This window comes from Streptomyces sp. NPDC093225 (genome assembly GCF_044753805.1).
GTDB lineage: Bacteria > Actinomycetota > Actinomycetes > Streptomycetales > Streptomycetaceae > Streptomyces.
In genome coordinates, this window is record NZ_JBIVNX010000002.1 from 74,020 (window position 1) to 97,889 (window position 23,870).

18 protein-coding genes are annotated in these 23,870 nt (G+C 75.5%); 4 read left to right on the forward strand and 14 right to left on the reverse strand.

What is annotated here, in order from left to right; all coding sequences use genetic code 11:
- Positions 1–25: 25 nt before the first annotated feature.
- The 5 genes from ACIQCH_RS02370 to ACIQCH_RS02390 all read right to left on the reverse strand — a co-directional run bounded on the left by ACIQCH_RS02370 (position 26) and on the right by ACIQCH_RS02390 (position 7,245).
- Positions 26–2,656, reverse strand: coding sequence for a hypothetical protein (locus ACIQCH_RS02370; RefSeq protein ID WP_402577047.1), 2,631 nt, complete (start codon positions 2,654–2,656; stop codon positions 26–28).
- Positions 2,649–4,349, reverse strand: a complete 1,701-nt coding sequence (gene pstS / locus ACIQCH_RS02375; protein WP_402577049.1) for a phosphate ABC transporter substrate-binding protein PstS — start codon at positions 4,347–4,349, stop codon at positions 2,649–2,651. Before pstS ends, ACIQCH_RS02370 begins: the two co-directional genes overlap by 8 nt.
- A complete protein-coding gene (pstA, locus tag ACIQCH_RS02380; RefSeq protein ID WP_402577051.1) occupies positions 4,346–5,719 on the reverse strand; it encodes a phosphate ABC transporter permease PstA in 1,374 nt (457 codons plus the stop codon). Before pstA ends, pstS begins: the two co-directional genes overlap by 4 nt.
- Entirely contained in the window at positions 5,709–6,695 is a 987-nt protein-coding gene (gene pstC / locus ACIQCH_RS02385; RefSeq protein WP_402577053.1) for a phosphate ABC transporter permease subunit PstC, read from the reverse strand. Before pstC ends, pstA begins: the two co-directional genes overlap by 11 nt.
- A 145-nt stretch (positions 6,696–6,840) precedes the next feature.
- Positions 6,841–7,245, reverse strand: a complete 405-nt coding sequence (locus tag ACIQCH_RS02390; RefSeq protein ID WP_402577055.1) for a hypothetical protein — start codon at positions 7,243–7,245, stop codon at positions 6,841–6,843.
- Between the two features lie 343 nt (positions 7,246–7,588).
- Between ACIQCH_RS02390 and ACIQCH_RS02395 the strand changes: the two genes are divergently transcribed.
- Entirely contained in the window at positions 7,589–9,304 is a 1,716-nt protein-coding gene (locus tag ACIQCH_RS02395) for a N,N-dimethylformamidase beta subunit family domain-containing protein (RefSeq protein ID WP_402577640.1), read from the forward strand.
- Positions 9,305–9,385: 81 nt separating this feature from the next.
- Here the strand turns inward: ACIQCH_RS02395 and ACIQCH_RS02400 are convergent, their stop codons facing one another.
- The 7 genes from ACIQCH_RS02400 to ACIQCH_RS02430 all read right to left on the reverse strand — a co-directional run bounded on the left by ACIQCH_RS02400 (position 9,386) and on the right by ACIQCH_RS02430 (position 18,206).
- On the reverse strand, positions 9,386–9,991 hold the full coding sequence (locus tag ACIQCH_RS02400; protein ID WP_402577057.1) for a response regulator: 606 nt from the start codon (positions 9,989–9,991) through the stop codon (positions 9,386–9,388).
- Positions 9,992–10,002: 11 nt separating this feature from the next.
- Complete coding sequence (locus tag ACIQCH_RS02405; RefSeq protein ID WP_402577058.1) at positions 10,003–11,241, reverse strand: sensor histidine kinase; 1,239 nt, start codon at positions 11,239–11,241, stop codon at positions 10,003–10,005.
- A 4-nt stretch (positions 11,242–11,245) separates the two neighbouring features.
- Positions 11,246–11,977, reverse strand: a complete 732-nt coding sequence (locus ACIQCH_RS02410) for an ABC transporter permease (RefSeq protein ID WP_402577059.1) — start codon at positions 11,975–11,977, stop codon at positions 11,246–11,248.
- Positions 11,974–12,951, reverse strand: a complete 978-nt coding sequence (locus ACIQCH_RS02415) for an ATP-binding cassette domain-containing protein (RefSeq protein ID WP_402577060.1) — start codon at positions 12,949–12,951, stop codon at positions 11,974–11,976. Before ACIQCH_RS02415 ends, ACIQCH_RS02410 begins: the two co-directional genes overlap by 4 nt.
- A gap of 165 nt (positions 12,952–13,116) precedes the next feature.
- Positions 13,117–13,455, reverse strand: coding sequence for an NTP pyrophosphohydrolase (locus tag ACIQCH_RS02420; RefSeq protein WP_402577062.1), 339 nt, complete (start codon positions 13,453–13,455; stop codon positions 13,117–13,119).
- Between the two features lie 158 nt (positions 13,456–13,613).
- The gene (locus tag ACIQCH_RS02425; protein ID WP_402577064.1) at positions 13,614–16,430 is read right to left on the reverse strand and encodes an alpha/beta hydrolase family protein; all 2,817 of its coding nucleotides are present in this window, start codon (positions 16,428–16,430) and stop codon (positions 13,614–13,616) included.
- 297 nt (positions 16,431–16,727) lie between these two features.
- Complete coding sequence (locus ACIQCH_RS02430; protein WP_402577066.1) at positions 16,728–18,206, reverse strand: SH3 domain-containing protein; 1,479 nt, start codon at positions 18,204–18,206, stop codon at positions 16,728–16,730.
- 292 nt (positions 18,207–18,498) lie between these two features.
- Between ACIQCH_RS02430 and ACIQCH_RS02435 the strand changes: the two genes are divergently transcribed.
- From ACIQCH_RS02435 to ACIQCH_RS02445, 3 genes are all read left to right on the forward strand, one after another.
- Positions 18,499–19,890, forward strand: a complete 1,392-nt coding sequence (locus ACIQCH_RS02435) for an NADP-dependent succinic semialdehyde dehydrogenase (RefSeq protein ID WP_402577068.1) — start codon at positions 18,499–18,501, stop codon at positions 19,888–19,890.
- Between the two features lie 211 nt (positions 19,891–20,101).
- Positions 20,102–21,265: a calcium-binding protein gene (locus ACIQCH_RS02440; protein ID WP_402577070.1), complete on the forward strand. Its 1,164-nt coding sequence runs from the start codon at positions 20,102–20,104 to the stop codon at positions 21,263–21,265.
- 79 nt (positions 21,266–21,344) lie between these two features.
- Entirely contained in the window at positions 21,345–21,884 is a 540-nt protein-coding gene (locus ACIQCH_RS02445) for an NUDIX domain-containing protein (RefSeq protein ID WP_402577072.1), read from the forward strand.
- Positions 21,885–21,934: 50 nt separating this feature from the next.
- Here ACIQCH_RS02445 and lysA read toward each other — a convergent pair whose 3' ends face one another.
- Positions 21,935–23,284, reverse strand: a complete 1,350-nt coding sequence (gene lysA, locus ACIQCH_RS02450) for a diaminopimelate decarboxylase (protein ID WP_402577074.1) — start codon at positions 23,282–23,284, stop codon at positions 21,935–21,937.
- Between the two features lie 11 nt (positions 23,285–23,295).
- Positions 23,296–23,670 (reverse strand): SAV_915 family protein, encoded by a 375-nt coding sequence (locus ACIQCH_RS02455; protein WP_402577076.1) that lies wholly within the window; start codon positions 23,668–23,670, stop codon positions 23,296–23,298.
- Between the last annotated feature and the right edge of the window lie 200 nt (positions 23,671–23,870).

Sequence of the window (23,870 nt, forward strand, 5' to 3'; positions counted from 1 at the left end):
GGATTATTTGCCCCGCGGGGGCACCTCATTCGCTTCCCGGAAGGTGTCGGGAGACGCGCCGCAGCACCTTCCCGAGCGCCGCCGGAATTCCGGTGCGCAGTCCCGGCCCGGCGCCCGCCGGGCGGCCGGCCCGGTGCAGGAGCAGGGGGCCGGCCAGGGCGCCCGCCGTGCCCAGCACGAGGACGGCGAGCAGCACCCAGCGCACCGCGCCCGCGGCCTGGCCCGGCGTGCTCGCGGTGGCGGCCGCGGGCCCGACCGGGGCGGGTGGCTTGCCGCCGGTGGTCCCGCCGGTCGTGGTCGTGGTCGTGGTCCCGCCGGCCGCTCCCCCGGTGGTGGTGGAACCGCCCGCGGCCGCGCCGCCGGAGGAGGCGGCGCCGGCTGCGCCGCCGGTGGCCGCGGCGCCGCCGCCGGTCGTCGAACCCCCGCTGTCGGCCCCGCCCTTGCCCGTGCCCTTCTCGAGCCGGGCGGCGGCCGCCACCGCCTGCCGGCGCAGCGCGGCGGGCAGCGGGGCGTAGCCCGGCGGCAGCAGGCCCGGCCCCACGCCGGGGCGCTGGCCGGCCCCGGCCGCGTACCGGACGAGGGCGGCGTAGTCGCGGCGCGCCGCGGCGGGCAACCCGGTGGAGGCTGCCGCGTACCCGATCTCGGTGAGCGGGTACGCGGCTCCCGAGGCGTGGGCCGGGTCGAGGTCGAGGACCCCGCCCGTGCCGGGCAGCGGCTTCATGGCCGCGACCCCGGCGAGCAGGCCCGCGCCGTCGGGGCGCACCCAGCGGCCGCCGGCGTTGCGCAGCTCGGCGGTGGGCAGCCCGTACCGGGCGGCGGAGGCGGCGTCGACGAGGGCGAGCTGGAAGCGCTTGCCCGGGGGTTGGAGCGACCCGGTGAACTTGGGCGGCGTGCTGGTGGCGTCCCAGACGTTGCGCTGGCCGGAGTCGCCCTTGCGGGTGTGCAGTGCGCCGTCGTGCAGGGAGTTGACGTACGGGCGCAGGTCGATGACCCCGTACTGGATCGGCTCGGGCGGCGGGGTGGCGTTGCCCTTGGAGGGGTCGGCCTTGGGGAAGGTGTCGAGCTCGCCGTCCCGGTCCAGGCCCAGCGGCTTGAAGTACCGGTTGATTTTCGTGCCCCACGGGTCCGGCTTTCCGGCGAGGAATTCCCGTGCGTCCTTGTCGCCCTGAAGCCAGCGCCACAGCAGCCGGTAGGCGTCCGCGTCACCCTGCGGGAATATGAGGCCCTGCGGGAAGGAGCTGGGCGACCATTCACGGAATTGCGGGTTGAGTTTCAGGAATTCCCGGTCGGTGACCAGGCTCTCCGGATTCCCCTTGAGGTGCGGCTGGGTGGTGCCGTCCGGCACGTCGCGCTGGTACGAGCTGGTGAGCAGCTTGGCGATCAGCCGGGGCACCAGGCGCAGTCGCCGTACCTGCGCGCCCTGCGGGTCCTCGATGAAGTACGCGACGCCGAGGCCGGAGACGGCGACCGGGGCGTGCACGACGGGGGCCGCGCCGGGAACGGCGGGGACCGGGGCGGACGTGAAGGCCAGGCCCGGGGAGCCGGGCAGCGGGTTGGCGACCTGGCCGCGGGCGTAGGCGTCGGCCGACTGCTGGTAGCCGTAGGTGACCTTGCCCGAGGTGCACAGGGCGGGCTGCCACGAGGTCATCGCGTCGGCGACCAGCTCGGAGCCGAGGGTGGGCCGCTCGGCCTGGCCGATCGGACAGAACCGGCCGATGGGCAGGAAGTCCATGCGGACCTGCATGCGCAGGGCCCAGTTGGAGGCGGACAGCGGCGAGCTGCCGAGCCGGCCGTCGCTGCCGCTGCCGCCGCCGGGCTCGTGCGCGCCCCGCGGCACGGCCACGAGCCAGCAGGAGCGGACCCCGCCGCCCTTCAGCTGCTCGCCGCAGCCCAGGTGCGGGGACTCGACCCCGGTCTGGACCTCGAAGACGGTCGCGCCGGTGCCGTCCGAGCCGGTGCGGGCGTAGGGCTGCTCGTTGGTGGTGAACTTGGTGAAGTACGTCTGGTCGGTGGGGCTGGTGGTGGGCTTGCCGCGCACGGGGTGGAAGCGGACCCAGCCGGCGCCCTCGACGTCGTCGTAGCGGTATTCGGTCTCCTTCCTGTCGTACTCCTCGGAGCCTTCCGGCATGCCGACCAGGTTGCTGCCGGAGAACAGTCCGCCGACGGCGTGGATCTCGGATCCGCCGAACTGGCACTGCTCGCGCCGCGGTCCGCTGCGGGCGTCGCCCCAGCACTGCATGAGCTGGAGGTAGTGGTGCTCGAAGTTGGTGCTGCTGGTGGGCTTGCCGCCGGTCCAGGTGACCCGGACGCCCTGGGCGCGCAGGCCGCGGGTCTGGTGGACCGTCAGCTTGAGGCGGGAGAAGTCGTCGTAGCGGCCCTTGCGGCCGGTGACGGTGACGGCGGAGTCGCGCTCGCTGCCCTGCGCGACGGTGGCGTACGCCCCGTCGGCGAGGGCCCGCTCGGCGCCGCCCGGGGGCGGCAGCAGGACCAGGCCGAGTCCGGCGAGCGCGGCGGCGAGGGCGCAGCCGAGGCGGACGGCGAGCGGGCGGCGGGCGGCCCGTGGGCCGCGGGCGGCGAGCGGGCGGCGGGCGCTCTCGGCCGCCGGGGCCGGTGCGGTGGGTGCGGTGGGCCGGGACTCGTACGGGGTCCTAGACATCGGCACCGCCTCCGGTCCGGCCGCCGCCCAGCGCACGGCCGAGCAGCGGCGGGACGACGACCACCGCGACGAGCAGCCCGGCGGCCAGCAGCATCAGCAGGGTGCGCATGCCCCAGGTCTGCTCGGGGCCGATCTCGACGGCGGTGGCGGCCACCTGCTCGCCACCGCCCGCGAGCCCGCCGGCGGAGCCGGCCTGGCCCGCGCCGTCGGGGTCCACCGGACCGCCGGCGGTCCCGCCGGCCGCCGTCCCGCCGGTACCGCCCGTCGCGGCGCCGCCGCTCTGGCCGCCCGTGGCGGTCCCGCCGGTCGCGCCCGACGCGCCGGTGCCGCCGGCGGACCCGCTGCCGCCCGCGGCGGCGCCGGGCTTGACCGGGGTCGGGGTGCGGCGGGCGCCGCCGGTGCCGGTGTCGCACTGGGTCGTGCCCTTGCGGTCGCAGTCGCGCGGGTAGGGGGCGGTCTTGGCCAGGGTGTTGGTGCCGTCGCCGGAGAAGGTCGGGTTGTGGCAGCTCTTGATGTCGATGTTCTTCGCGTCGACCCCGGGCACCCGGCGCACCTGGGCGAGTCCGGCCTTCACGAGGTTGATCGGCAGCGGCGAGTAGCCCAGCGACTGCGCCTGCTGCTGGCCCTCGCAGAGGAAGTAGTACGCGAAGGCGCCCAGGGTCCTGCCCTTGTCGGCGGTGAGGGGGCGCTCCGTCTTGGTGGGGATGATCATGTAGCTGTAGCTGGAGAGCGGGTACGTGCGCCGGTCCGGGTTGCGGTAGACCCCGTCGAGGATCTGCGTGAGGTACGCGGGCGAGCCGGCGTCGTCGTTGATGCCCGCCTTGAGCAGGCCGACGGCCACGGACTGGGCGGTGGGCTCGACGTAGTAGTTGCTGGCGTTGAGCACCTTGGCGACCGGGAAGCCGGTGGACAGGGCGTACGAGTACTCGACGTACGTGATGGCGCCCTCGGCGTACCCCTGGCGGACGTAGCCGGACACGCCCAGCGAGCCGGACTGGGCGATGAAGCCCGAGCCGGGGACGACCGGGAAGTAGGAGGTGACGCCGCAGGGCGTGGGCTTGCCGGCGCGGCGGCAGTAGTCGTTCCAGAGGGAGCCGTGCTCCTTGGCCATCCAGGTGCTGAACTGGGCCGTGGTGCCGGAGCCGTCGGAGCGGACGACGGGGACGACCTTGCGGGCCGGCAGCGCCAGGCCGGGGTTGTCGGCCTTGACCGCCGGGTCGTTCCAGCGGGTGATCTTCCCGGTGAAGATCTTGGTGAGGACGTCTCCGGAGAGCCGGAGGTTGGTGACCCGACGGCCGCCGATCTTGAGGTTGTACATGAACGAGGTGCCGCCCGCGACGATCGGCATGTACGCGTAGCCGCGCTTCGGCGGATAGTCCGTACGGCCGAACTCGGTGAGCCCGTAGGGAACTTCGGAGACGGCGAAGTCCACGGTGCCGCTGCGGAACTGCTCGCGCCCGTCGGAGGATCCGGTGCCGGCGTAGTTGACGGTCATGCCGTACTGGGTGACGTTGCGGCGCCACTGGTCCAGGGCGTTCTGGCTCCAGGTCGAGCCGGCCCCCGAGATGCGGGCGTACGTGGCGGCGTACGCCGGCTCGGGGTGCGCGGTCAGCAGGGCGGTGACGGCCAGCAGCAGGGCCGCCGTCAGCGCCGACGCCCGGGCCAGTGCCGATCGCGGATGGGTGGGCGTCACGGGGTGCTCCTCGGGGTGTCGTGCTCGGGGGTGGTGGGCTCGGGGGCGGCGGGCTCGGGGGCGGCGGGCGCGGGGGGCTCCGTCGCGGGGATCTCCGTCGCGGGAGTGGTGCCGGCGACGGGTGCGGGCGGGGCGCTCGCGGACTGTGGCGGCGCGAACAGTTCGGCGGCGAGGGACGGGGCGGCGGGCCGCGCCGCGTACGCCTCGAAGCGCCTGAGGTCCCGGGCCGAGGCGGCGTCGCGGCGCCGCCGGCGGCGCTTGGACAGCTGGCCGGGACCGCGTCCGCCGATGAAACGGGCGACGACGAACAGCAGCAGCACGAGCGCCATCAGCGTGGCCGCGGTGCCGAAGCCGCGCACGATCATGGTCCGCTCGGGCGACTTGACGAACTCGAAGGTGGCCAGCGGCAGCGACACCATCGGCCCCGATCCCGGGTCCAGGTTCGTGACCGCCGTGAAGCCCGCGGTCAGCAGCACCGGCGAGGTCTCCCCGACGCCCCGTGCGGTACCGAGGATCACGGCGGTGGTCAGCCCGGACCGCGCGGTGGGCAGCACCACGTGCCACACCGTCCGCCAGCGCGGGGCGCCCAGCGCGTACGAGGCCTCCCGCAGGGTGCCCGGCACCAGCCGGACCACCACGTCCGAGGCCCGGATCACGATGGGCAGCATCATCACGGAGATGGCGAGCGAGGCGGCCAGGCCGGACTTCTCGACGCCGAGCGCGAGGATCGCGGTGGCGTACACGAACAGGCCCGCGACGATCGACGGCAGCGCCGTCATCGCCTCCACGATGGTGCGGACGAACCGCGCGTACCGGCCCGGGACCTCGTTGAGGAAGACCGCGCAGAGCAGTCCGGTGGGGACCGTGATGAGCAGGGCGAGGCTGATCTGGAGCAGGGTGCCGAGCACCGCGTGCCGGATGCCGCCGGTGGTGAGCGGGTCCAGCGGGCCCGCCTTGGCCATGTCCTGGGTGAAGAAGTTCAGGTGCGGCAGGGCGGTCCGGCCCTCCCACAGCGTGTAGACGACCACGAAGACGAGGGCCAGCAGCATCAGGCCGGCGAGGCTGTGCACCGCGACCGAGGCGATCCGGTCGCGCACCAGCGGGCCGGACTCGTCGAAGGAGACGAGCAGCGCGTAGAGGCCGAGGAACATCAGGTAGGCGACGACGAGGAAGCCCAGGGCCCCGGAGAAGCCGGTGAGTTCGGTGAACATCAGGCCGGTGCAGGCCAGCGAGGCGAGGGCCGCGCCGAGGGCGGCGTACACGTCGGTGGCGCGCAGGGTCGAGGTGGAGCGGCGGACCTCGGACCCCGGGGACGGGCGCTGCTCGGGGCGGGCGGCCGCGGCGAGTGCGGACGGGGTGTCAGGAGTCACTGCTTGCTCCGGAGCGGCTGCGGGCCACGATCGAGGACGCGACGAAGTTCACGACCAGGGTCATCAGGAAGAGCGCGAGGCCGGCCGCCATGAGGGCGGACATGCCGAAGGCGCTGGCCTCCCCGTAGCGCAGGGCGATCAGGGAGGAGACGGAGCTGGTGCCGCTCTGCAGGACGTACGGCTGGACCACGAACACCGGGGAGATGACGAGGTAGACGCCGATCGTCTCGCCCAGGGCGCGGCCGAGGCCCAGCATCGTGCCGCCGATCATGCCGCCCTTGCCGAAGGGCAGCACGACCGAGCGGACCGTGCCCCAGCGGGTGGCGCCGAGGGCGTAGGCGCCCTCGCGTTCACCGGCCGGGGTCTGCGAGAACACCTCCCGCACCACCGAGCAGATGATCGGGGCGACCATCATCGCGACGACGATGCCGGCGATGAAGGTGGAGGCGGTGTAGACGGTCTCGGTGGCCAGCGGGTCGCGCGGGTCCGCGCCGGCCACCTCGAACGGCGGGAACCAGGCGGCGTAGGTGGACAGCCAGCGGGCCAGCGGGATGACCTTGCCCTGCAGGAAGAACAGCCCCCACAGGCCGTAGACCACCGAGGGCACGGCGGCCATCAGGTCGACCAGGCTCACCAGCGTCGGTCGGATCCGCGCCGGGGCGTACTCGACGATGTACAGCGCCGTGCCGATCGCCAGCGGTACGGCGATGCAGACGGCGACGGTGGCGATGAGGACGGTGCCGGTGAGCACCGCCGCGATGCCGAAGTTGCCGGTGTCCGGCTCCCAGGCCGCGGTGGTCAGGAACGAGGTGCCGGCCGAACCGAGCGCCTGCCAGGCCCGGTAGAGCAGGAACCCGCCGACCAGCGACATGACCGAGAGGACGAGCGCACCGCCGGTGCGCAGGCCTCCCCGGAAGAGCCGGTCGGCGGGTCCCGAGTCGGCGTACAGCCGCCTGGCCTCGCGCACGGTGCTCACGTGGTGGCTCCCCCTGCCGGAATGCGTGGACGTCGTGGATGTCGTGGGCAGGTTCACGGCGGTGGGCCTACGGGCGCTGCACGGGAGGTGAACGAAGGCCCCCCGAGGGGCAACTTCGCGAGGCGGGACGCTCCTGCGGGTTTGCTCAGCGGACGAGCGGGTCCGCGGTGACGGCGTGGGTCTCCTGGGACTCGTGGGCGTCGAGTTCGCCCAGGAGGAGGCGGAAGCGCTCGAAGGCGGCCCGGCAGGTGGCGTGGCGCTGGTAGGCGCGGGAGGAGACGGCCCGCAGTGCGCCGTCGCCGCCCCGGGCGCCCCACACCCAGCCGCCGCCGGGTTCGGTGGAGTGCAGGACGGTGCCGACGAGGGCGGTGGCCTCGGAGCGGGTGCCGGCGAAGGCGCGGCGGCAGGAGTCGAGGTCGGGGTGGGCCACGGCCGAGACGGCCACCACCCGGCCGTTCTGCGCGGTCAGCCGCCACTGGTAGGCGCCGCCCCGCGTCCGGTCCACCGTGCATCTGGTTCTGGGCGGTTCCGCGCCGCTGTCGCTGGTCATGTACGTCGTCTCCCGCGCACGTATCGGGCCGCCCGGGTGGCGGCCGACCGCGGAGCGCGCCTGCGTCCGCACGGCGCAATGTAGGGCCCGGCGGGGGTGCCGGAACCCCGGGGGCGGGCGCCTCCCGAACGCTTACGCGGCCGTCGTCGCAGAGTTCACCGCCGGTTCAGCGGGCGGTCCGCCCGGAGCCGTGGGAGGCCCGGTCGGTGCCGTTCCGGGCGTCCCGTAGCCTGCGTGCGTGGGGAACGACGACATACGCCCGGACGACGACGTACGCCTCGACGGCGGGCCGCGCCCGGGCGGTTCGACAGGCCCGGACCGCGCGACGCACGCGGACGGCGCGATGCACGCGGACGGCGCGATACGCCTGGACGGCGGGATACGACCGGCCGGAGCGATATGGCCGGACGGGGCGGTACGACCGGACCGCGGAACGCGCCCGGACCGCGAGGTGCGCGGGGACGGCGGGGTGCTCCCGGAGGACCGGCGCCGCTTCCTGGCCCTGGCGGCCGGGGTGGGGGCCGGTGGCCTGGCCGCGGCGGCCTGCGCGCCCGACGGGGGCGGGGCCGACGGGGGCGGGGCCGACCCGCACGCGGCCCTGGCACCGCGTCGGTCGCCGGCGGCCGGCGCCGCCGAAGGGGTCGGGGACCTGGACGTCGTACGGGAGAACGCCCGCCCGGGCGACGCCTCCTGGCGCATCACCCGGCCCGGTCCCGCGCGGGCCGTCGAGGGCTTCGCGGACCGGGTCAGCGTCCTGCCGGGCGAGCGCTTCGGACTGTACGTCTCCACGACCGCTCCGCGTTTCACCGTGTCCGCCTACCGGATGGGCTGGTACGGGGGCGCCCGGGCCCGGCTCGTGTGGCGTTCGGGCGCGCTCGCCGGCACCCGCCAGCCGGAGCCGTCCGTCGACGCCGGGACCCGGACGGTGCGCACCCGCTGGTCGCGCACGACGACGGTGGACACCGCCGGCTGGCCGGAGGGCAGCTACCTGCTGCGGCTGGACGCGCAGGGCGGGGCCGGGCAGCGGTACGTGCCGGTGACCGTGCGCTCGAAGCACGCCGCGGGGCGGACCGTCGTCGTGAACGCGGTGGCGACCTGGCAGGCGTACAACCTCTGGGGCGGGTACAGCAGTTACAACGGTCCGGACGGCCAGTACGCCAGCCGCTCGCTCGCGGTGACCTTCGACCGTCCGTACGCGTACGACGACGGGGCCGGGCTCTTCCTCGTGTACGAGGCCCCGCTGATCGCCCTCGCCGAACGCCTGGGCGTCCCCCTGGCCTACACGACCGGCATCGACCTGGCCCGGGAGCGCCGGGCGCTGGCCGGCGCCCGCGCGGTGCTGTCCCTCGGGCACGACGAGTACTGGTCGAACGAGCAGCGGGCGCACGTCGCGGCCGCCCGGGACGCCGGCACCAACCTCGCCGTCCTGGGCGCCAACTGCTGCTTCCGGCGGATCCGGCTGGAGCCGAGCGCGCTCGGACCGGACCGTACGGTGGTCTGCTACAAGACGGCGTACGAACGGGACCCCGGCTTCCGGCGCGGGCAGGCGGCGACGGTGGACTTCCGGTCGGCTCCCGGGGCGGACCCGGAGAGCGCGCTGCTGGGCGTGATCTACGACGGGTACCCGGTGGACGCGCCCTACGTCGTCACCCACCCCGACCACTGGCTGTTCGCGGGCACGGGGGTGACGGCGGGCGACAGCTTCCGTCACCTCGTCGGCGTGGAGTACGACAAGGTGAACACGGCCTACCCGACCCCGCGCCCGCTGGAGGTCCTGGCGCACTCCCCCGTGGTCTGCGACGGCCGGCCCAGCCATCAGGACACGGCCTACTACACGGTGCCGAGCGGGGCGGGCGTGTTCGCCACCGGCACGATGCGCTGGGTGGAGGCCCTCGACGCCACCGGTGACGGCCGCAGCGGCGCCCGCCACGGCCTCGACGCCCGGGCCGGCGCCTTCACCCGCCGGGTCACCGAGAACCTCCTGCGCGCCTTCGCCGCGGGCCCGGCCGGCCGTACCCACCCGGCGCGGGACAACGTGGCCTCCGTGTACGGCGCCTGACGGCGCCGCGGGCCGCCGTCCGCCCCGTCCGGGTGTCCGCTGCGCGCGGTGCGTCCCGGTGCCACCCGCCGGCGGCGGAGGTCAGAGCCAGCCGTGGCGGCGGGCGGCGCGGACGGCTTCCATCCGGTTGCGGGTGCCGGTCTTGCCGATGGCCGAGGACAGGTAGTTGCGGACGGTCGCGGGCGACAGGTGGAGGCGGGCCGCGATGTCGGCGACGGTCGCGCCGTCCACGGCCGCGGTCAGGACGTCCCGCTCCCGGGCGGTGAGCGGGCTGGGACCCGCGCTGAGCGCGGCGGCGGCCAGCGCCGGGTCGATCACCTTCTCCCCGGCCAGGACCCGGCGGATCGCGGCGGCCAGTTCCTCCACGGGCCCGTCCTTCACCAGGAACCCGGCGGCCCCCGCCTCCATCGCGCGGCGCAGGTAGCCGGGCCGGCCGAAGGTGGTGAGGATCAGCACCCTGCAGTCCGGGCAGCGCTCGCGCAGGTCGGCGGCGGCGTCCAGGCCGCTGCGGCCCGGGAGTTCGATGTCGAGGAGCGCGACGTCCGGCCGCGCGTCGAGCGCGGCCTCGACGATCCGGTCGCCGGCCGCGACCTGCGCGACCACCTCGATGTCCGTCTCCAGGCCGAGCAGCAGCGCGAGGGCGCCGCGCATCATGCCCTGGTCCTCGGCGAGCAGGACTTTGATCATGGTCTCCCCGTTCAGTGGCGCCCGGTGCGGCGGCGCTCCCCCGGTTCCGGCTCGGTGGCTCCCGGTGCCGCCTCCGCGTCGGTCTCCACCGGCAGTTCGGCGGTGACCCGGAAGCCGACTCCGGCCGGCCGCGGGCCGCTGGTCAGGGTGCCGCCGGCCGCCGTGAGGCGCTCGGTCAGGCCCTTAAGCCCGCTGCCCGGTGTGCCCGAGCCTACGCCCGCCCCGTCATCGTTGATCATCAGGACCGCCCGCTCCCCGCCCGTACGGACCTCGATCGTGCAGGTCGCGGCGCGGCTGTGCCGGACGGCGTTGGTCGCGCCCTCCCGCACCACCCAGGCCAGCAGGGCCTCGGCCGCGGGCGGCAGCGGGGGGCCGGACTGGCGGACGACGGGCTCGATGCCGGCCGCCGCGAGCACGTCGCGCGCCCGGTCGAGTTCGGTGGCGAGGCTGCCCTCGCGGTAGCCCGTGACGGCCTCGCGGATCTCGACGAGGGCCTGCCGGCCGACCGCTTCGATGTCGGAGACCTGGGCGAGGGCGGCGTCGAGGTCGCGCGGGGCGAGGCGGCGGGCCGCCTCGGACTTCACCACGATGACGGAGAGGGTGTGGCCGAGCAGGTCGTGCAGGTCGCGGGAGAACCGGAGCCGCTCCTGCTCGACCGCCGCGCGGGCCAGTTCCTGCCGGGTCTCGCGCAGTTCGCGGACGGTCTCGGACAGGGCGAGGATGGCCGCGGTCACCATGCCGGAGACGAAGGTCCCGTAGCCGATGCCCATGCCGTCCCAACCGGACCGGTACCCGCTGATCGCCCCGGCCAGGACGCTGAGCGCGCCGACGGCGAGGGCGAGCTGCCGGCCGCGCAGCACGGCTCCGGTGGCCAGCCCCAACAGCGGGAAGAACAGCAGCCAGTTGCCGCCGTAGGCCACGGACAGGGCGCAGGTGACCACGCCCATCACGACCAGCGCGCAGCGGGTGGCGGCCGCCTCGCGGGCCTTCTTGTCGAAGGCGCGGAACACCACGCCGACGTAGAGCGAGTTGAAGACCAGCAGGCCCAGCACGCCGATCCACGGGTTGGGGGTCTTGCCCTGCACGATGTTGGAGATGGCGCCCATGCCCATCAGGAGCCAGGGCAGCAGGGCGAAGCCGTTGGGCGGCCCGATCTCACGGGGCTCGCCGGCGGCCCGCCACTCGGCCTTGCGGGCCGCCCAGTCCGCCTTCCACTCGGCCTTGGCCTCGCGACGCGACTTGCTCTTCATTCCGTCACACCTTCCTCGACGACCGACGGTACGAGAGCACCGCGTACGTCCCGAACAGCAGGGTCCAGCCGGCCACCACCGCGGTCGCGGCGAGCGGGAGCGGCCCGCCGGCGGCGACGCCCTGGCCGAGCTCGGCGAAGCGGTGGGTGGGCGTCAGGTCCGACACGGTGCGCAGCCAGTCGGGGAAGAGCTCGACCGGGAACCACAGCCTGCCGACGATGGACAGGGCGAGGTTGCACACGACGTTCACCGTGCCGGTGGTCTGGGCGGTGAGGCGGTAGCCGTTGCCGATGCCGAGCAGGGTGAAGGGCAGGGCGCCGAGCCACAGGACGAGGGCGGTGGCGGCCCACTGCCAGGGGGCCAGGCGCACGTCGTTGACCAGCCCTCCCGCCGCGAGCACCGCGGCGACGGCGGGGAGGACGACGACCGATCCGGTCGCCGCCCGCCCGATGACGACCTGGCGCGGGCTCATCGGGGTCACCCGCAGCTGGCGGAGCCAGCCGGTGCCCTTGTCCTCGGCGACGCCGGTCCCCACGGACAGGGCCGCGCCCAGGGCGCCGTACGCGGCCATGCCGATCATCGCGGTGGTGCGCCAGCTGCCGGAGTCGGCGCCGGCGTCGGTCCCGAGATTGGTGAACAGCAGGTACATCAGCACGGGCGTGCCGATGCCGAAGACGGTGAACCCGACGTCGCGCAGGACGCGGCGCACCTCGAGGTTCACGTACGCGGCGATCATCGGGGGTCCTCCTGGCGTGCGCGGGCGCGGGCGGGCTGCGGGGCGGGCGCGGGGGCGGCGGTACCGGGGGCGGCGGTCAGGGCCAGGAAGGCCTCGTCGAGGGAGGCGGTCCCGACCTCCAGCCGCCGGATCCGGCCGAGCCGGGCGAGGGCGGTGACGGTGGCGTCCGGGTCGCCGGTGCGCAGCCGCGCCCGGTCGCCGCGGATCTCCACGGCCGTGACCCCGGGGAGCCGGTCGAGTCCCTCGGAGGGCGCGCCGTCGAGGTCGACGGCGACGAGGGCGCCGCCGACGGCCCGCCGGAGCTCCTCGCCGGTGCCGTCGGCCACCACCCGGCCGTCGTCGATGACGACGATCCGGTCGGCGTTCTCGTCGGCCTCCTCCAGGTAGTGGGTGGAGAAGAGCACCGTGTTGCCGCACCGGGCGTAGCCGCGCATGGCGGTCCAGAACGCGCGGCGGGCCTCGACGTCGAGGGCCGCGGTGGGCTCGTCGAGGACGATCAGCTCGGGGTTGCCGGCCAGGGCCACGGCGAACCGGACCCGTTGGGCCTGTCCCCCGGAGAGCCGGTCCACCCGCCGGTCGGCGACGTCGGTGAGTCCCGCGAGGTCGAGCGCCGCGGCGACGGGCAGGGGGGCCGGGTAGGTGCGGGCGACGAACGAGACGAGCTCGCGCACCGTGATCCGGGGTACGGGCCGGCCCTCCTGGAGCATGGCGCCCACCCGGCCGGCCCGGACGGCCCGTTGCGGGGCGTCGCCGAAGAGCTCCACCCGGCCGGCGTCCGGCTCGTCGAGGCCGAGCGCGAGCGCGATGGTGGTGGACTTGCCGGCGCCGTTGCGGCCGAGCGGCGCGACGGTCTCGCCGCGCCGGACGCGGAGGTCGAGGCCGGCCACCGCGCGTACGGGGCCGAAGGACTTCACGGCTCCCGCGAGGCGGACCGCGGTGCGGGGGTCGGGGTCGGGGTCGGTGGTCTGCGTCATGACATGAACGCTACGGTCGGTGACCGGGCGGTCGGCAGAGCCGCATGTACGGTCCCGGGCAGGACGAATGTCACGGTCGGACCGACGGCACGTCGGCGGACGGAGCGTGGACCTGAACGGGTCCGGGGGTCGGGGTCGGGTCCGGCACCGGGGGTCAGGGTCCGGTCAGCGTACGGAGCGGGGCCCCGCGCACTCGGCCCCGTACGCCCGTACCCGTTCGCGCAGTTCGCGGTCGGCGGTGACGACGACGCAGGGCCGGCCGGCCAGTTCGGCGACCAGCTCGACGATGTGGTCGTCCCCGCTGCCGGGGGCGGACTCGACGCGGACGCCGGGGACGGAGGCGACCCCCCGGGCGGCGCCCTCGACGACCAGGACGACCTCCTCGTCGCCCTCCCGGGCGGCGAGGCGGTCGCGCAGCCGCTCGGCGGCGCCCCGCCGGTCGCGCCACCAGCCGTCGGGCACGGAGCCGACCACGTTGGCGGCGTCCACGATCAGGACCGTCATCGACCGGCCCCGCCCACGCCGTGACGCGGCGTCACGATTTTCGTATCGGTGATCACGTCGCGTGACTCTACCGCAGCGCGGCGGCACCGGAGGACGACAGGTGCCGGGCACCCGCTCGCGCGGGGCCCGGCACCAGGGGTCCTACCGGTCGGCGCGCCTCAGGAGGCGTCGCGGACCGTGCCGGTGACGGTCGGGGCGTAGTGCGGCTGCCAGTTCTCGTCGTACCAGGCCAGCCGGCCGCGGACGAGCTCGGCCGACTCGGCCTTGCCGTCCTTGGCCGTGGGGATCGTGATGTCGACGGACGTCTTGCCCGGCGTGATCTCGACGGGGACGGACGCGCCGTCGACGACCTTCGACAGCGGGCGCTCCGGGGACTGCACGTCGCCCCAGAAGCCCTTCAGCCACGCCTTGTCCACGTCCATCGTGGACAGTTCGGCGCCCCGGGTGACCGGCAGCAGCTCGAACTGGCTGTAGATCTGCTCGTCGGCCGCCTCGGAGAGGGTCACCCGCCAGGTCAGCGCCTTGCCCTCGGTGACCTTGTCGGCCACGGGCGTGACCTTCACGGTCGGCATCGGGTCGTCGTTCTCCGCCGTCACGCCGCCCCGGTGGGAGCCGACGACCGCGCCGCTGAGCGCCTTGACCACCAGGTCGCGGGAGAAGCCGTGGCCCCAGCGCTCGTTGCCGCGCACGTCGACCTTGACGTCGATGGTCCGGGTACCCGGGCGCACGGCCACGGTCTTGCCGGTGAACCCGTTGCCGTCGGCCGTGGGGACGTAGTACCGGACCCGGCCGGCGCTGCGGGCCGGGCCGGTGACCGTCACGGGCACGCGGTACGTCCGCACGCCCGAGTCGCCCTCCTTGACCGTCAGTCGGCCGATGTCCACGCGCGGCAGCGGGGCCGGGAGGACCTGCGGGGTGCCGGGGCGCCAGCCCCAGGCGTCCATCAGCCAGGCCTGACCGGCGCGGCTGCGCGGGGTCAGGCGGAGGGAGGCGATGTTCTTGAGGTCGAGGCCCGCGCGCTTCGCGGCGGTCAGCGGGACGCGCACCTCCTTGGCCCAGTACGAGGAGGTGCGGTCGGAGCCGGGCAGGCCGTCGACGGTGATGCGGCCCAGGTCGGCGCGCTTGCCCGCGGCGTCGGTGACGGCGACGTCGAGCCGGGTGCCGGAGGTGTTCGGCGGGACGAAGAGCCGCAGCGCGAGGTCCTCGGCGGCCGCGAGGGAGGCCGGGCGGGACGGGCGTACGATCGCGGCGGCGCCGGGCGCCGTCCACTTCAGCGCGACGGCCTGGCGCTCCGGCTCCGGACCGGCCTCCCAGCCGGCGAAGTGCGGGGACTGGCCGGGCTTGTCGCGGCGCAGGCAGGCGCGGGAGGCGTTCGGGTCGGTCTGGCCGCACAGCCGGACGCCGGTGCCGGAGACGGTGGTGCGGTCCGGGCCGGGCACGACGAACGGGCTCCGGTTGCCGCCGACGGCGCTGGTGAGCACGCGGGCCGGGCCGGCCGAGGGGGCGCGGCGGCCGGTGCCGTCGAGGAGCGGGCGGACCGTGTCGTCGCCGGCCACGAACAGGCGGGCGGCGGCGGCGACGTAGGCCGCGCCGGCGGTGTGCTGCTGCGCGGCGGTCAGGCGGGGCTTCTTGCCGGGCGAGCAGACGGGGTCGACGGCGCCCTGGTCGGAGAAGAAGTCGTCCTGGGCGGGCGCCTTGGCCAGGCCCGGGGTCCACTCGCTGTTGAAGAAGTTGTGGTTGGCGCCGACCACGTAGACGGAGCTGTGCAGCGCCGTGCCGCGGCTGATGCCGCGCGTGCCGTCCGCCACGATCTGGCCCTGGAGGTCGGAGACGTCGCCGTCGCAGCCCGGCAGGATCGTCATCGACGGCACGTCCGGAACGGGGTTCTGGCCGAAGATGGTGGGGCCGATGAGGACGTTGCCGCGGATGGTCCAGCGGACCTTGCCGTGGTAGCCGTCCTGGTCGGCGGGCGGGGTGTAGAGGCTGTCCATCGCGGCGCGGTTGACGCCCTCGCCGCCCCGGGAGTGGCCGACGAGCATGACGCGCGAGAGGTCGGCGGGGTCGGTGGCGCGTACGGCGGCGGGGGCGGTGGACCGCTTGGCGGCCCAGTCGGCCCAGTGGGCCAGGTGCAGCCGGACGAGGGAGGAGCGGGCCTGGGCGCCGCCGTCCTCGGCCGCCCAGTCCTGGCCGTTGATGCCGTTGGCGGAGATGGAGACCGTCACGTAGCCCTGGGAGGCCAGGAGCTGCTGGTCCTTGAGGTAGCCCAGGTGGCTCGGGATCGGGAGGGTGCCGGGCTTGCAGGGCCAGTCGCCGGTGACGTCGTTCTCGCCGCCGCCGGGCTTGTAGCAGGTGCCGTGGCGGCCGTGCAGGAACAGCGCGACCGGCCGCTTGCCGGGGGCGTCGACCGGGCCGACCACGACGCCGCGCATCTCGACCGGGGCCTTGAACCCGGGCAGGCGGACACCGGGGAGGGCGTACTCGCCCTTGGCGGTGCGGTAGTGGCCGGGCACGCCCGGGTCGACCGGGTTGGCCGGCAGGCGCTCCGCCCGGGCCGCGGCCTCGAGGCCGGGCAGGGACTGGGACTGGCCGCCGGGCACGGGCGCGGCGGCGTCGAGCCGGCGGCCGCCGGCCAGCACGCGCAGGTCGGCCGGGTCGCCGACGCGGGCGCCGTCGAGCCGGAGGCGGAAGGTGCGGCCGTCCGGATCGGCGGCGGGGCGCCCGACGAGCCGGTCGCCGGCGTAGAACTCGACCCGGGCGTCGCCCATGGGAACCCGCTCGCGCGAGGTCCACACCAGCTGGCGGCCGTCTCCGGCGCCGGTGAACTCCCAGCCCGCGGGCAGGCGTCCGTCGCTGCTTCCCCCCGTGGCCGCGGGGGCGGACCCGGCGGCCGGCAGCGCGTGCGCCAGGCCCGGCGTCGCCGCGGCCAGGGCGACGACCGCCGCGGCCGCGGTCACCACGCGTGTGACACGTATCAAAGTGCTCTTCCTCATCTTCGGTCGTGGCGGGACGCCCCGGCGGTCTGCTCCGCGGCCCCCCTCGACCCGGGAGGACGGCGGCGGGGGTGCGGAGGTTGCCTGGTCGGGCGTGGTTTGGCCGACAACCTGATGGATTTGCACGGCAATTCGGGACACATGCCCATGTCGGAGGCGGAGAGGACCGGCGATCCGGCCGTCGGGCGTGCGGGGAGGGGTGCGGGTACGGGCGGCAGGCCGCGCCGCGGCACGGGGAAGGCCCCGCGGGGGCTGCGGGGCCTTCGGGGGTGTGACGCGGGGTCAGGCGCAGTACGGGACCTTGTTCAGGTTCTCCGCGAAGCGGGCGGTGATCCAGCCGCGGCCGTCGGCGAGTTCGTACCAGACGGCGTTGCCTCCCACCGTCTCGCCGTTCACCTTGCACAGGACGCCGACGACGGCACCGCGCTTGACGACGGCCGTCTTGCCGTACCGGGTGCCGGGGCCGGAGCGGACGTTGAGCTGGTCCGTTCCCACCACGCGGGCCTGGAGCCTGTCCTTCGGCGCGTCCTTGCCGTTGCCCTTGTCGTGGCCCTTGCCCTTGTCGTGGCCCTTGCCCGTGTCGTGGCCCTTGCCCGTGTCGTGGCCCTTGCCCTTGCCCTTGTCGTGGCCCTTGTCATGCTCGTGCTTCGTGTCGCACGTACAGGTGCCGGGCTTGCCCTGGTCGCCCTTCGGGCCCTGGGGACCCTGCTCGCCCTTCGGCCCCCGGTAGCCCTTCGAGCCCTCCGGACCGCGCGGTCCGACCGGGCCCGCGGGACCGGCCTCGCCCTTCGGTCCGCGGTAGCCGTTGTTGCCCGCGGGGCCCTGCGGACCGGTCGGACCGGTGTCGCCCTTCGGACCCTGCGGACCACCGCCCGGACCCGTGGGACCGGTCGGACCCGGCTGGCCCCCGGGGCCCTGGGGGCCGGCAGGGCCGGTGGCGCCGGCGGGACCCTGGCCGCCCTGCGGCCCGACCTCGCCCGCCGGACCGGTGTCGCCCTTCGGGCCCTGCGGACCACCGCCCGGACCCGTGGGACCGGTCGGACCCGGCTGGCCCTCGGGGCCCTGGGGGCCGACGTTCCCCGTGGGACCGGCAGGGCCGGAGTCACCCCGGGGACCCGTGGGGCCCGTGTCGCCCTTCGGCCCCTGCGGGCCGGTGGGCCCCGGCTTCCCGTGGTGGCCGGGCTTGCCCTCGTGACCGTCGTCCCCCTTCTCACCCTTGTCACCCTTGGGGCCCTTGTCCCCGTCGTGGCCGGGCTCGCCGCGCTCACCCTTGGGGCCGGTGACCGGAGTGGCGACCGCGTAGGGCGTCGCGTCCCGGCCCGCGGCCCACTCGCCACCGCCGAGCGTGGTGCCCTCCGGCGCGTCCGCGTCCACCCGGACGGTCACCGCCATCCGGACCTGCTCGTCCTCCGGGAAGACGAAGCCCGCCCGGGTGCCGGCCCCGCAGACGAGCCGGCGGGCGTCCGCCGACCGGTCGCACGGCATGGTGCCGCGCTGCCCGTTCCACCGGAAGCCGGCCTCGGGGAAGGTGGTGTGCTCCGGCGCCGTGATCCGGATGGAGCCGGCGCCGGGGGACTCGGCGGAGGCGGCCGCCACGATCTCCACGGCACCGCTGCGGCCGGGGGCGATGGACGGCACGTACGGCTGGGAGAGCCGCAGACCGCCCTGGGAGTCGGCGAAGACCGGTGCGACCGGCATGAGGCAGGAGGCGGTGACGGCGGCCACGACGAGGGCCGCGGGCACGCAGCGGGAAGCAGGCAAGGTGGTTCCTCCGCACGGGAAGGTGGGACGGAGCCGGACCGGACCGCTGCGCGCGACCCGCCGGCGGCCAGGGGCCTCCACCAGTAGACGGCGCATGATGGCACGTGCTCGATCATGACGCGACCCGGCTCACCCGGACGCCGTACCCGCCCCCTCACCTGGTCCCGCCCTCCGGTGGGACCCGTCGCGGCCGCCCGGCGGTACCGCGTTGCGGGCCCGTGCCGCAGCGGGCAGGGTCGAGGGGGCGAGGCGCGTCGTGCCACCGCGGCCGCCGCCCGAGGAGGAGGCGACCATGCCCATTGCCACCGTGAACCCCGCGACGGGTGAGACGCTGCGCACCTTCGAGGCCCTCGACGCGGCCGGGATCGAACGCTGCCTGGCCGAGGCCGCCGCGACGTTCGCGACGTACCGCACGACCGGCTTCGCCGAGCGGTCCGCGCTGCTGAACCGGGCGGCCGAGGTCCTGGACGCGGACCTGGAGGCCGTCGCGCAGCTGATGACGACGGAGATGGGCAAACCACTGGCCGCCGCCCGGGCGGAGGCGGCCAAGTGCGCGAAGGCGATGCGCTGGTACGCGGCGCACGCCGAGGAACTGCTGGCGGACGAGCGGCCCGCGGAGGCGGACGTCCGCGACAGCGGGGCGACCACGGTCCGGGCGCACTACCGGCCGCTCGGGGTGGTCCTCGCGGTGATGCCGTGGAACTTCCCGCTCTGGCAGGTGATCCGGTTCGCCGCGCCCGCCCTGATGGCGGGCAACGTGGGCCTGCTCAAGCACGCTTCGAACGTGCCCCAGACGGCCTTGTACCTCGGCGAGCTGTTCGAGCGGGCCGGGTATCCGCGCGGCTGCTTCCAGACCCTGCTGATCGGGTCGGGCGCGGTGGAGGGCGTCCTGCGCGACCCGCGGGTCGCGGCGGCGACCCTGACGGGGAGCGAGCCGGCCGGGCGCGCGGTGGCCGCGGTGGCCGGGGACGAGATCAAGAAGACGGTGCTGGAGCTGGGCGGCAGCGATCCTTTCCTCGTGATGCCGTCGGCCGACGTCGCACGGGCGGCGGCGACCGCGGTGACCGCGCGCGTGCAGAACAACGGCCAGTCGTGCATCGCGGCGAAGCGGTTCATCGTGCACGAGGACGTGTACGACGAGTTCGCCGAGCGGTTCGGTGCCGGCATGGCCGCGCTGACGGTCGGCGACCCGATGGTGGACGGCACCGACGTCGGGCCGCTGGCCACCGAGCAGGGCCGGGCCGACCTGGAGGAGCTGGTCGACGACGCCGTCCGGCACGGTGCGGCCGTGCTGTGCGGCGGAAGGCGGCCGCCGGGCCTGGAGCGGGGCTGGTTCTACGAGCCCACGGTGCTGGCCGGCATCACCGACGTGATGCGCGTCGACCAGGAGGAGACCTTCGGGCCGGTGGCCACGCTCTACCGGGTCGGCAGCCTCGACGAGGCGGTGCAGCGGGCCAACCACACGCCCTTCGGACTGAGTTCGAACCTCTGGACGCGGGAGGACTCCGACGTGGCCCGCTGCGTGCGCGACCTCCAGGCCGGCGGCGTGTACGTCAACGGCATGACCGCCTCCCACCCCGCGCTGCCCTTCGGCGGGGTGAAGCGCTCGGGGTACGGGCGGGAGCTGTCCGGGCACGGGATCCGCGAGTTCTGCAACGTGACGACGGTCTGGCGGGCCGACTGACACCGGGCGTCGCGCCGGGCGTCGCGTCCCGGCCGGACGCTCACGCAACGTGACTACGTCTCCGTATCCGATCGGATGAACTCACCGGACATGGCCGCCGACGGGTGCCTGGACCCGGCAGCCCTCACGCACAGTGAGGGCTGCCGGGTCCCGCGTGCTGGTGCGGGCCGCCGGGCGACGCAGCCCTTCGCCGGTCGGACAGGAGACAGCCATGTACGGACCCCACCGCCCCCTCGCGGGCCCCCGAGGCCGGCGGAGCAGCCGGATCCGGCGGCTCACGGCCGTGCTCTGCGCCCCGGCCCTGGCCGCCACCGCACTGGTCGGGCTCGGCGCCGGCGGCGCCGCCGCTGCCGCGCCCACCTGCTTCAACGCCGTGGCCACGACCACCGGCACCACGGGGACACCGGGCGACGACGTGATCATCGGCACGCCCGGTGCCGACGTCATCGACGGACGCGGCGGGGACGACAAGATCTGCGGGCTCGGCGGCAACGACGTCCTCGTCGGCGGCGCGGGCGACGACAGCCTCTCCGGCGGCGCTGGCGACGACGGGCTCGACGGCGGGGACGGGGACGACAGCCTGGTCGGCGACGACTACGCGTACACCGGGGACGCGACCGGGCCCGCCGGGCGCGACCGCCTCACCGGCGGTGCCGGCCTCGACGCGCTGACCGGGGACCACGTCGCGGTGCAGGGCACGTCCCGCGGGGCCGCGGCCGACACGCTCCTCGGCGGCGACGGCGACGACTCGCTGACCGGGGACGGCTTCGGCGACCACGTGAGCGGCGGCGCGAACGACCACATCGAGGGCGGCACCGGCAGCGACAGCATCGTCGGCGACTCCGTGGGCTTCTACGACGCGGCGGGCGCCGGGGACGACGTCCTGCTCGAAGGTCCCGGCGACAACGGGCTGGTGACGGGCGACAGCACGTCCATCCTCGGCGACGTCAGCGGGGCGGGCGGCGACGACCTCATCGACCTGGGCACGGACGGCGGCTTCGGCGCGTGGGGCGACCACCAGACCTACTACGGCCGGGCCACCGGGTCCGGGAACGACCTGGTCCGCGGTGGCGCCGCGAGCGAGCTGTTCCTCGTCGGCGACAGCTCGGTCGGCGACGGTACGGGCCTGACGGCGGGCGCCGACACCGTCGACGGCCGGGGCGGCGACGACGAGGTCTTCGGCGACAACGTCGACGACCAGTCGACACCCCTCGCTTCGCTCGGCACCGCCGGGGGCGCCGACACCCTCGGCGGCGGCAGCGGCAACGACCGCCTGCGCGGCGGCCCGGGCCCCGACACCCTGAACGGCGGCCCCGGCACGGACGACTGCGACGGCGAGGCCGGCCCCGACACGGAACTCTCCTGCGAGGCCTGACCCACGACACACCGCACACACCCGCGGGGCGGCACACACCCGCCGCCCCGCCCCCGACTCCCGCTCCATACTGGCGGGCATGAGCACACCGGACCGGTCGGACGTCCCGTTCTCGCGCATCAAGATCCGCACGGCGGCCGTGGTCTTCTGCGGAACGGAGGTCGCCCTCATCCGCCGCGACCGGGCCGCATCCACCCACTACTCCCTGCCCGGCGGCAACGTCGAGGCCGGCGAGGACCTCGCCGACGCCCTGGCCCGCGAACTGTCCGAGGAACTCGGCCTGGACGTCGCCACGGCCGAGGGCGGCGAGCTGCTGTGGGTGGTGGACCAGCGCGTCACCCGTCCGGGTCCGACTCCCTCCCCGCGCAAGCTGCACCTGGTGCACCGCTTCCACGTCGACCCGGGACAGCGCGGCGGACTCGCCGAGCAGGAGCTCGACGAGCTCCCGGACGGCCGCCACGAGGTCGGCACGGTCGAGTGGATCGACCACCGCGAGACCGCCGCGCTGCCCCTGTACCCACCCGTCGGGCCCGCGTTGGCCGCGCTGGCCCACCCGCGGGCCGCCGTGGCGGACGCGTCGCTCGGGACGTTCACGGACGCTGACTACACCTGGCGTTGACCGACCGGGCCCGCTCGGTACCGGAGTGGGCCCGGTCGGGGAAGGCGGCGTCAGGCGCCGATGTCGCGGCGCCGGTGGTCGGCCAGGGTCTCGCGGCGGAGCAGGAGGCGCGGGGTGCCGGCGTGGACGGCGACGAGCGGGGGGCGGCCGACGAGGTTGTAGCCGGAGGCCATCGACAGGTGGTACGCCCCGGCCACCGGCACCGCGAGCAGGTCGCCAGGCCGGACGTCGCCCGGCAGCGGGGCGTCGGCGGCCAGTACGTCCCCCGCCTCGCAGTGCCGCCCCACCACGTCGGCCCGGCGCAGCGGGGCCGACGAACGGCGGCCGACGAGCCGGGGCGCGTAGCGCACCCCGTACAGGGCGGGCCGGGGGTTGTCGCTCATGCCCCCGTCGACGGCCACGAACACCCGCGCGCCGCCGTGTTTGACGGACAGCACCCGGTAGAGCGCGACCCCGGCCGGGCCGACCACGGCCCGCCCGGGCTCCACGGCGAGCCGGGGCACGGGCAGGCGGGCCCCGGCACAGCAGCGGGCGAGTTCGGCGCGCAGCCGGGCGGCGAACGCCGGGACGTCGAGGGCGGGTTCCCCCGGCCGGTAGGCGATGCCGTGCCCGCCGCCGAGGTCGAGCTCGGGCAGGGCGACGCCGTGCAGGTCGCGCACCCGGGCCAGCAGTCCCACCAGCCGGCGCAGCGCCTCCAGGTACGGCTCCGGCTCGGTGATCTGGGACCCGATGTGGCAGTGCAGGCCGGTGAGTTCGAGCCCCGGCTGGTCCAGCAGCCGGGCGACGGCCTGCAGCGCCTGCCCGTCGGAGAGCGGGATGCCGAACTTCTGGTCCTCCGTACCCGTACGGATCTTGTGGTGGCCGCCGGCCGCCACGCCAGGCACCACCCGGACCATGACCTTCTGCCGGCCGGCGGGCCCGACGGCGGCGGCCAGCCGGGCGATCTCGGAAGGGCTGTCGATGACGACGCGGCCGACCCCGCACCGCAGGCCGGCGGCCAGGTCGCGCGGGGACTTCGCGTTGCCGTGCAGCACGATCCGCTCGGGCGGGAAGCCCGCGGTGACGGCCAGTTCGAGCTCCCCGGCCGAGCACACGTCGAGCCCGAGCCCCTCCTCGCGCACCCAGCGGACCACGGCGCGGGACAGGAACGCCTTGGCGGCGTAGACGACGTCACCGTCGGGGAACGCGTCCCGGTACGCACGGCACCGGGCCCGCACCTCGCCCTCGTCCAGGACGTACAGCGGGGTGTCGAAGCGGTCGGCCAACTCCGTGAGGGGCACCCCGGCGACGGCGAGCCCGCCGTGCGGGAGGCGGGTGGTGGAGGCGGGCCAGACGGAGAGGTCCTCGGCCGGGGCCGCGGCCGTCCTTCCGGCCTCGGGATCCGCGATGCTGGTGGTCACGGGGTCCTCCCTCAAACCGTCCGGAGCGCCGGGCCCGCCTCCCGGCGGGGTCCGCGAGGGGCGGGTACGGTCGGCCGGTCCGGCACCGGGGCCGTCCCGACGGCCGGAGCGGTAAGGGTCGGATCGACGGTGAGGCCCACCGCTCCGAGCGGCTCGGCGAGCGCGCGCAGCGTGGCCTCGGAGAGCCGGATCCAGGGCTGCTGAGGGCCGAGCACGGCGGCCAACCGGTCAGCACTGGTGAAACCGACGGCGGTACGCGCGCCCAGCGGGGTGCGGAACATGCGGACGAGCACCTCCGCCCCTCCCGGCCGGACGGGCACGATCAGGGATCCGGCCGGGACCGGTTCCTCGGGTTCGGACTCGTCGTCGTACTGGAACAGGCACATGGGACCCTCCAAGGTCGCCACCGGAGTGGATTGCCGCCCCGGAGGCGGGGAGGCGTTCCGGGGCGTACGAGGACGGTATTCCCGACCCCGAGGCGACCGGTCCCCTCCCTGACGCCCCCTTGACGCCCCTCCCCACCATCCATACGGGCCCCTGACACCCGCCTGCCTCCCGGCCCTCCTGGCCCACCACCCAATGGGGG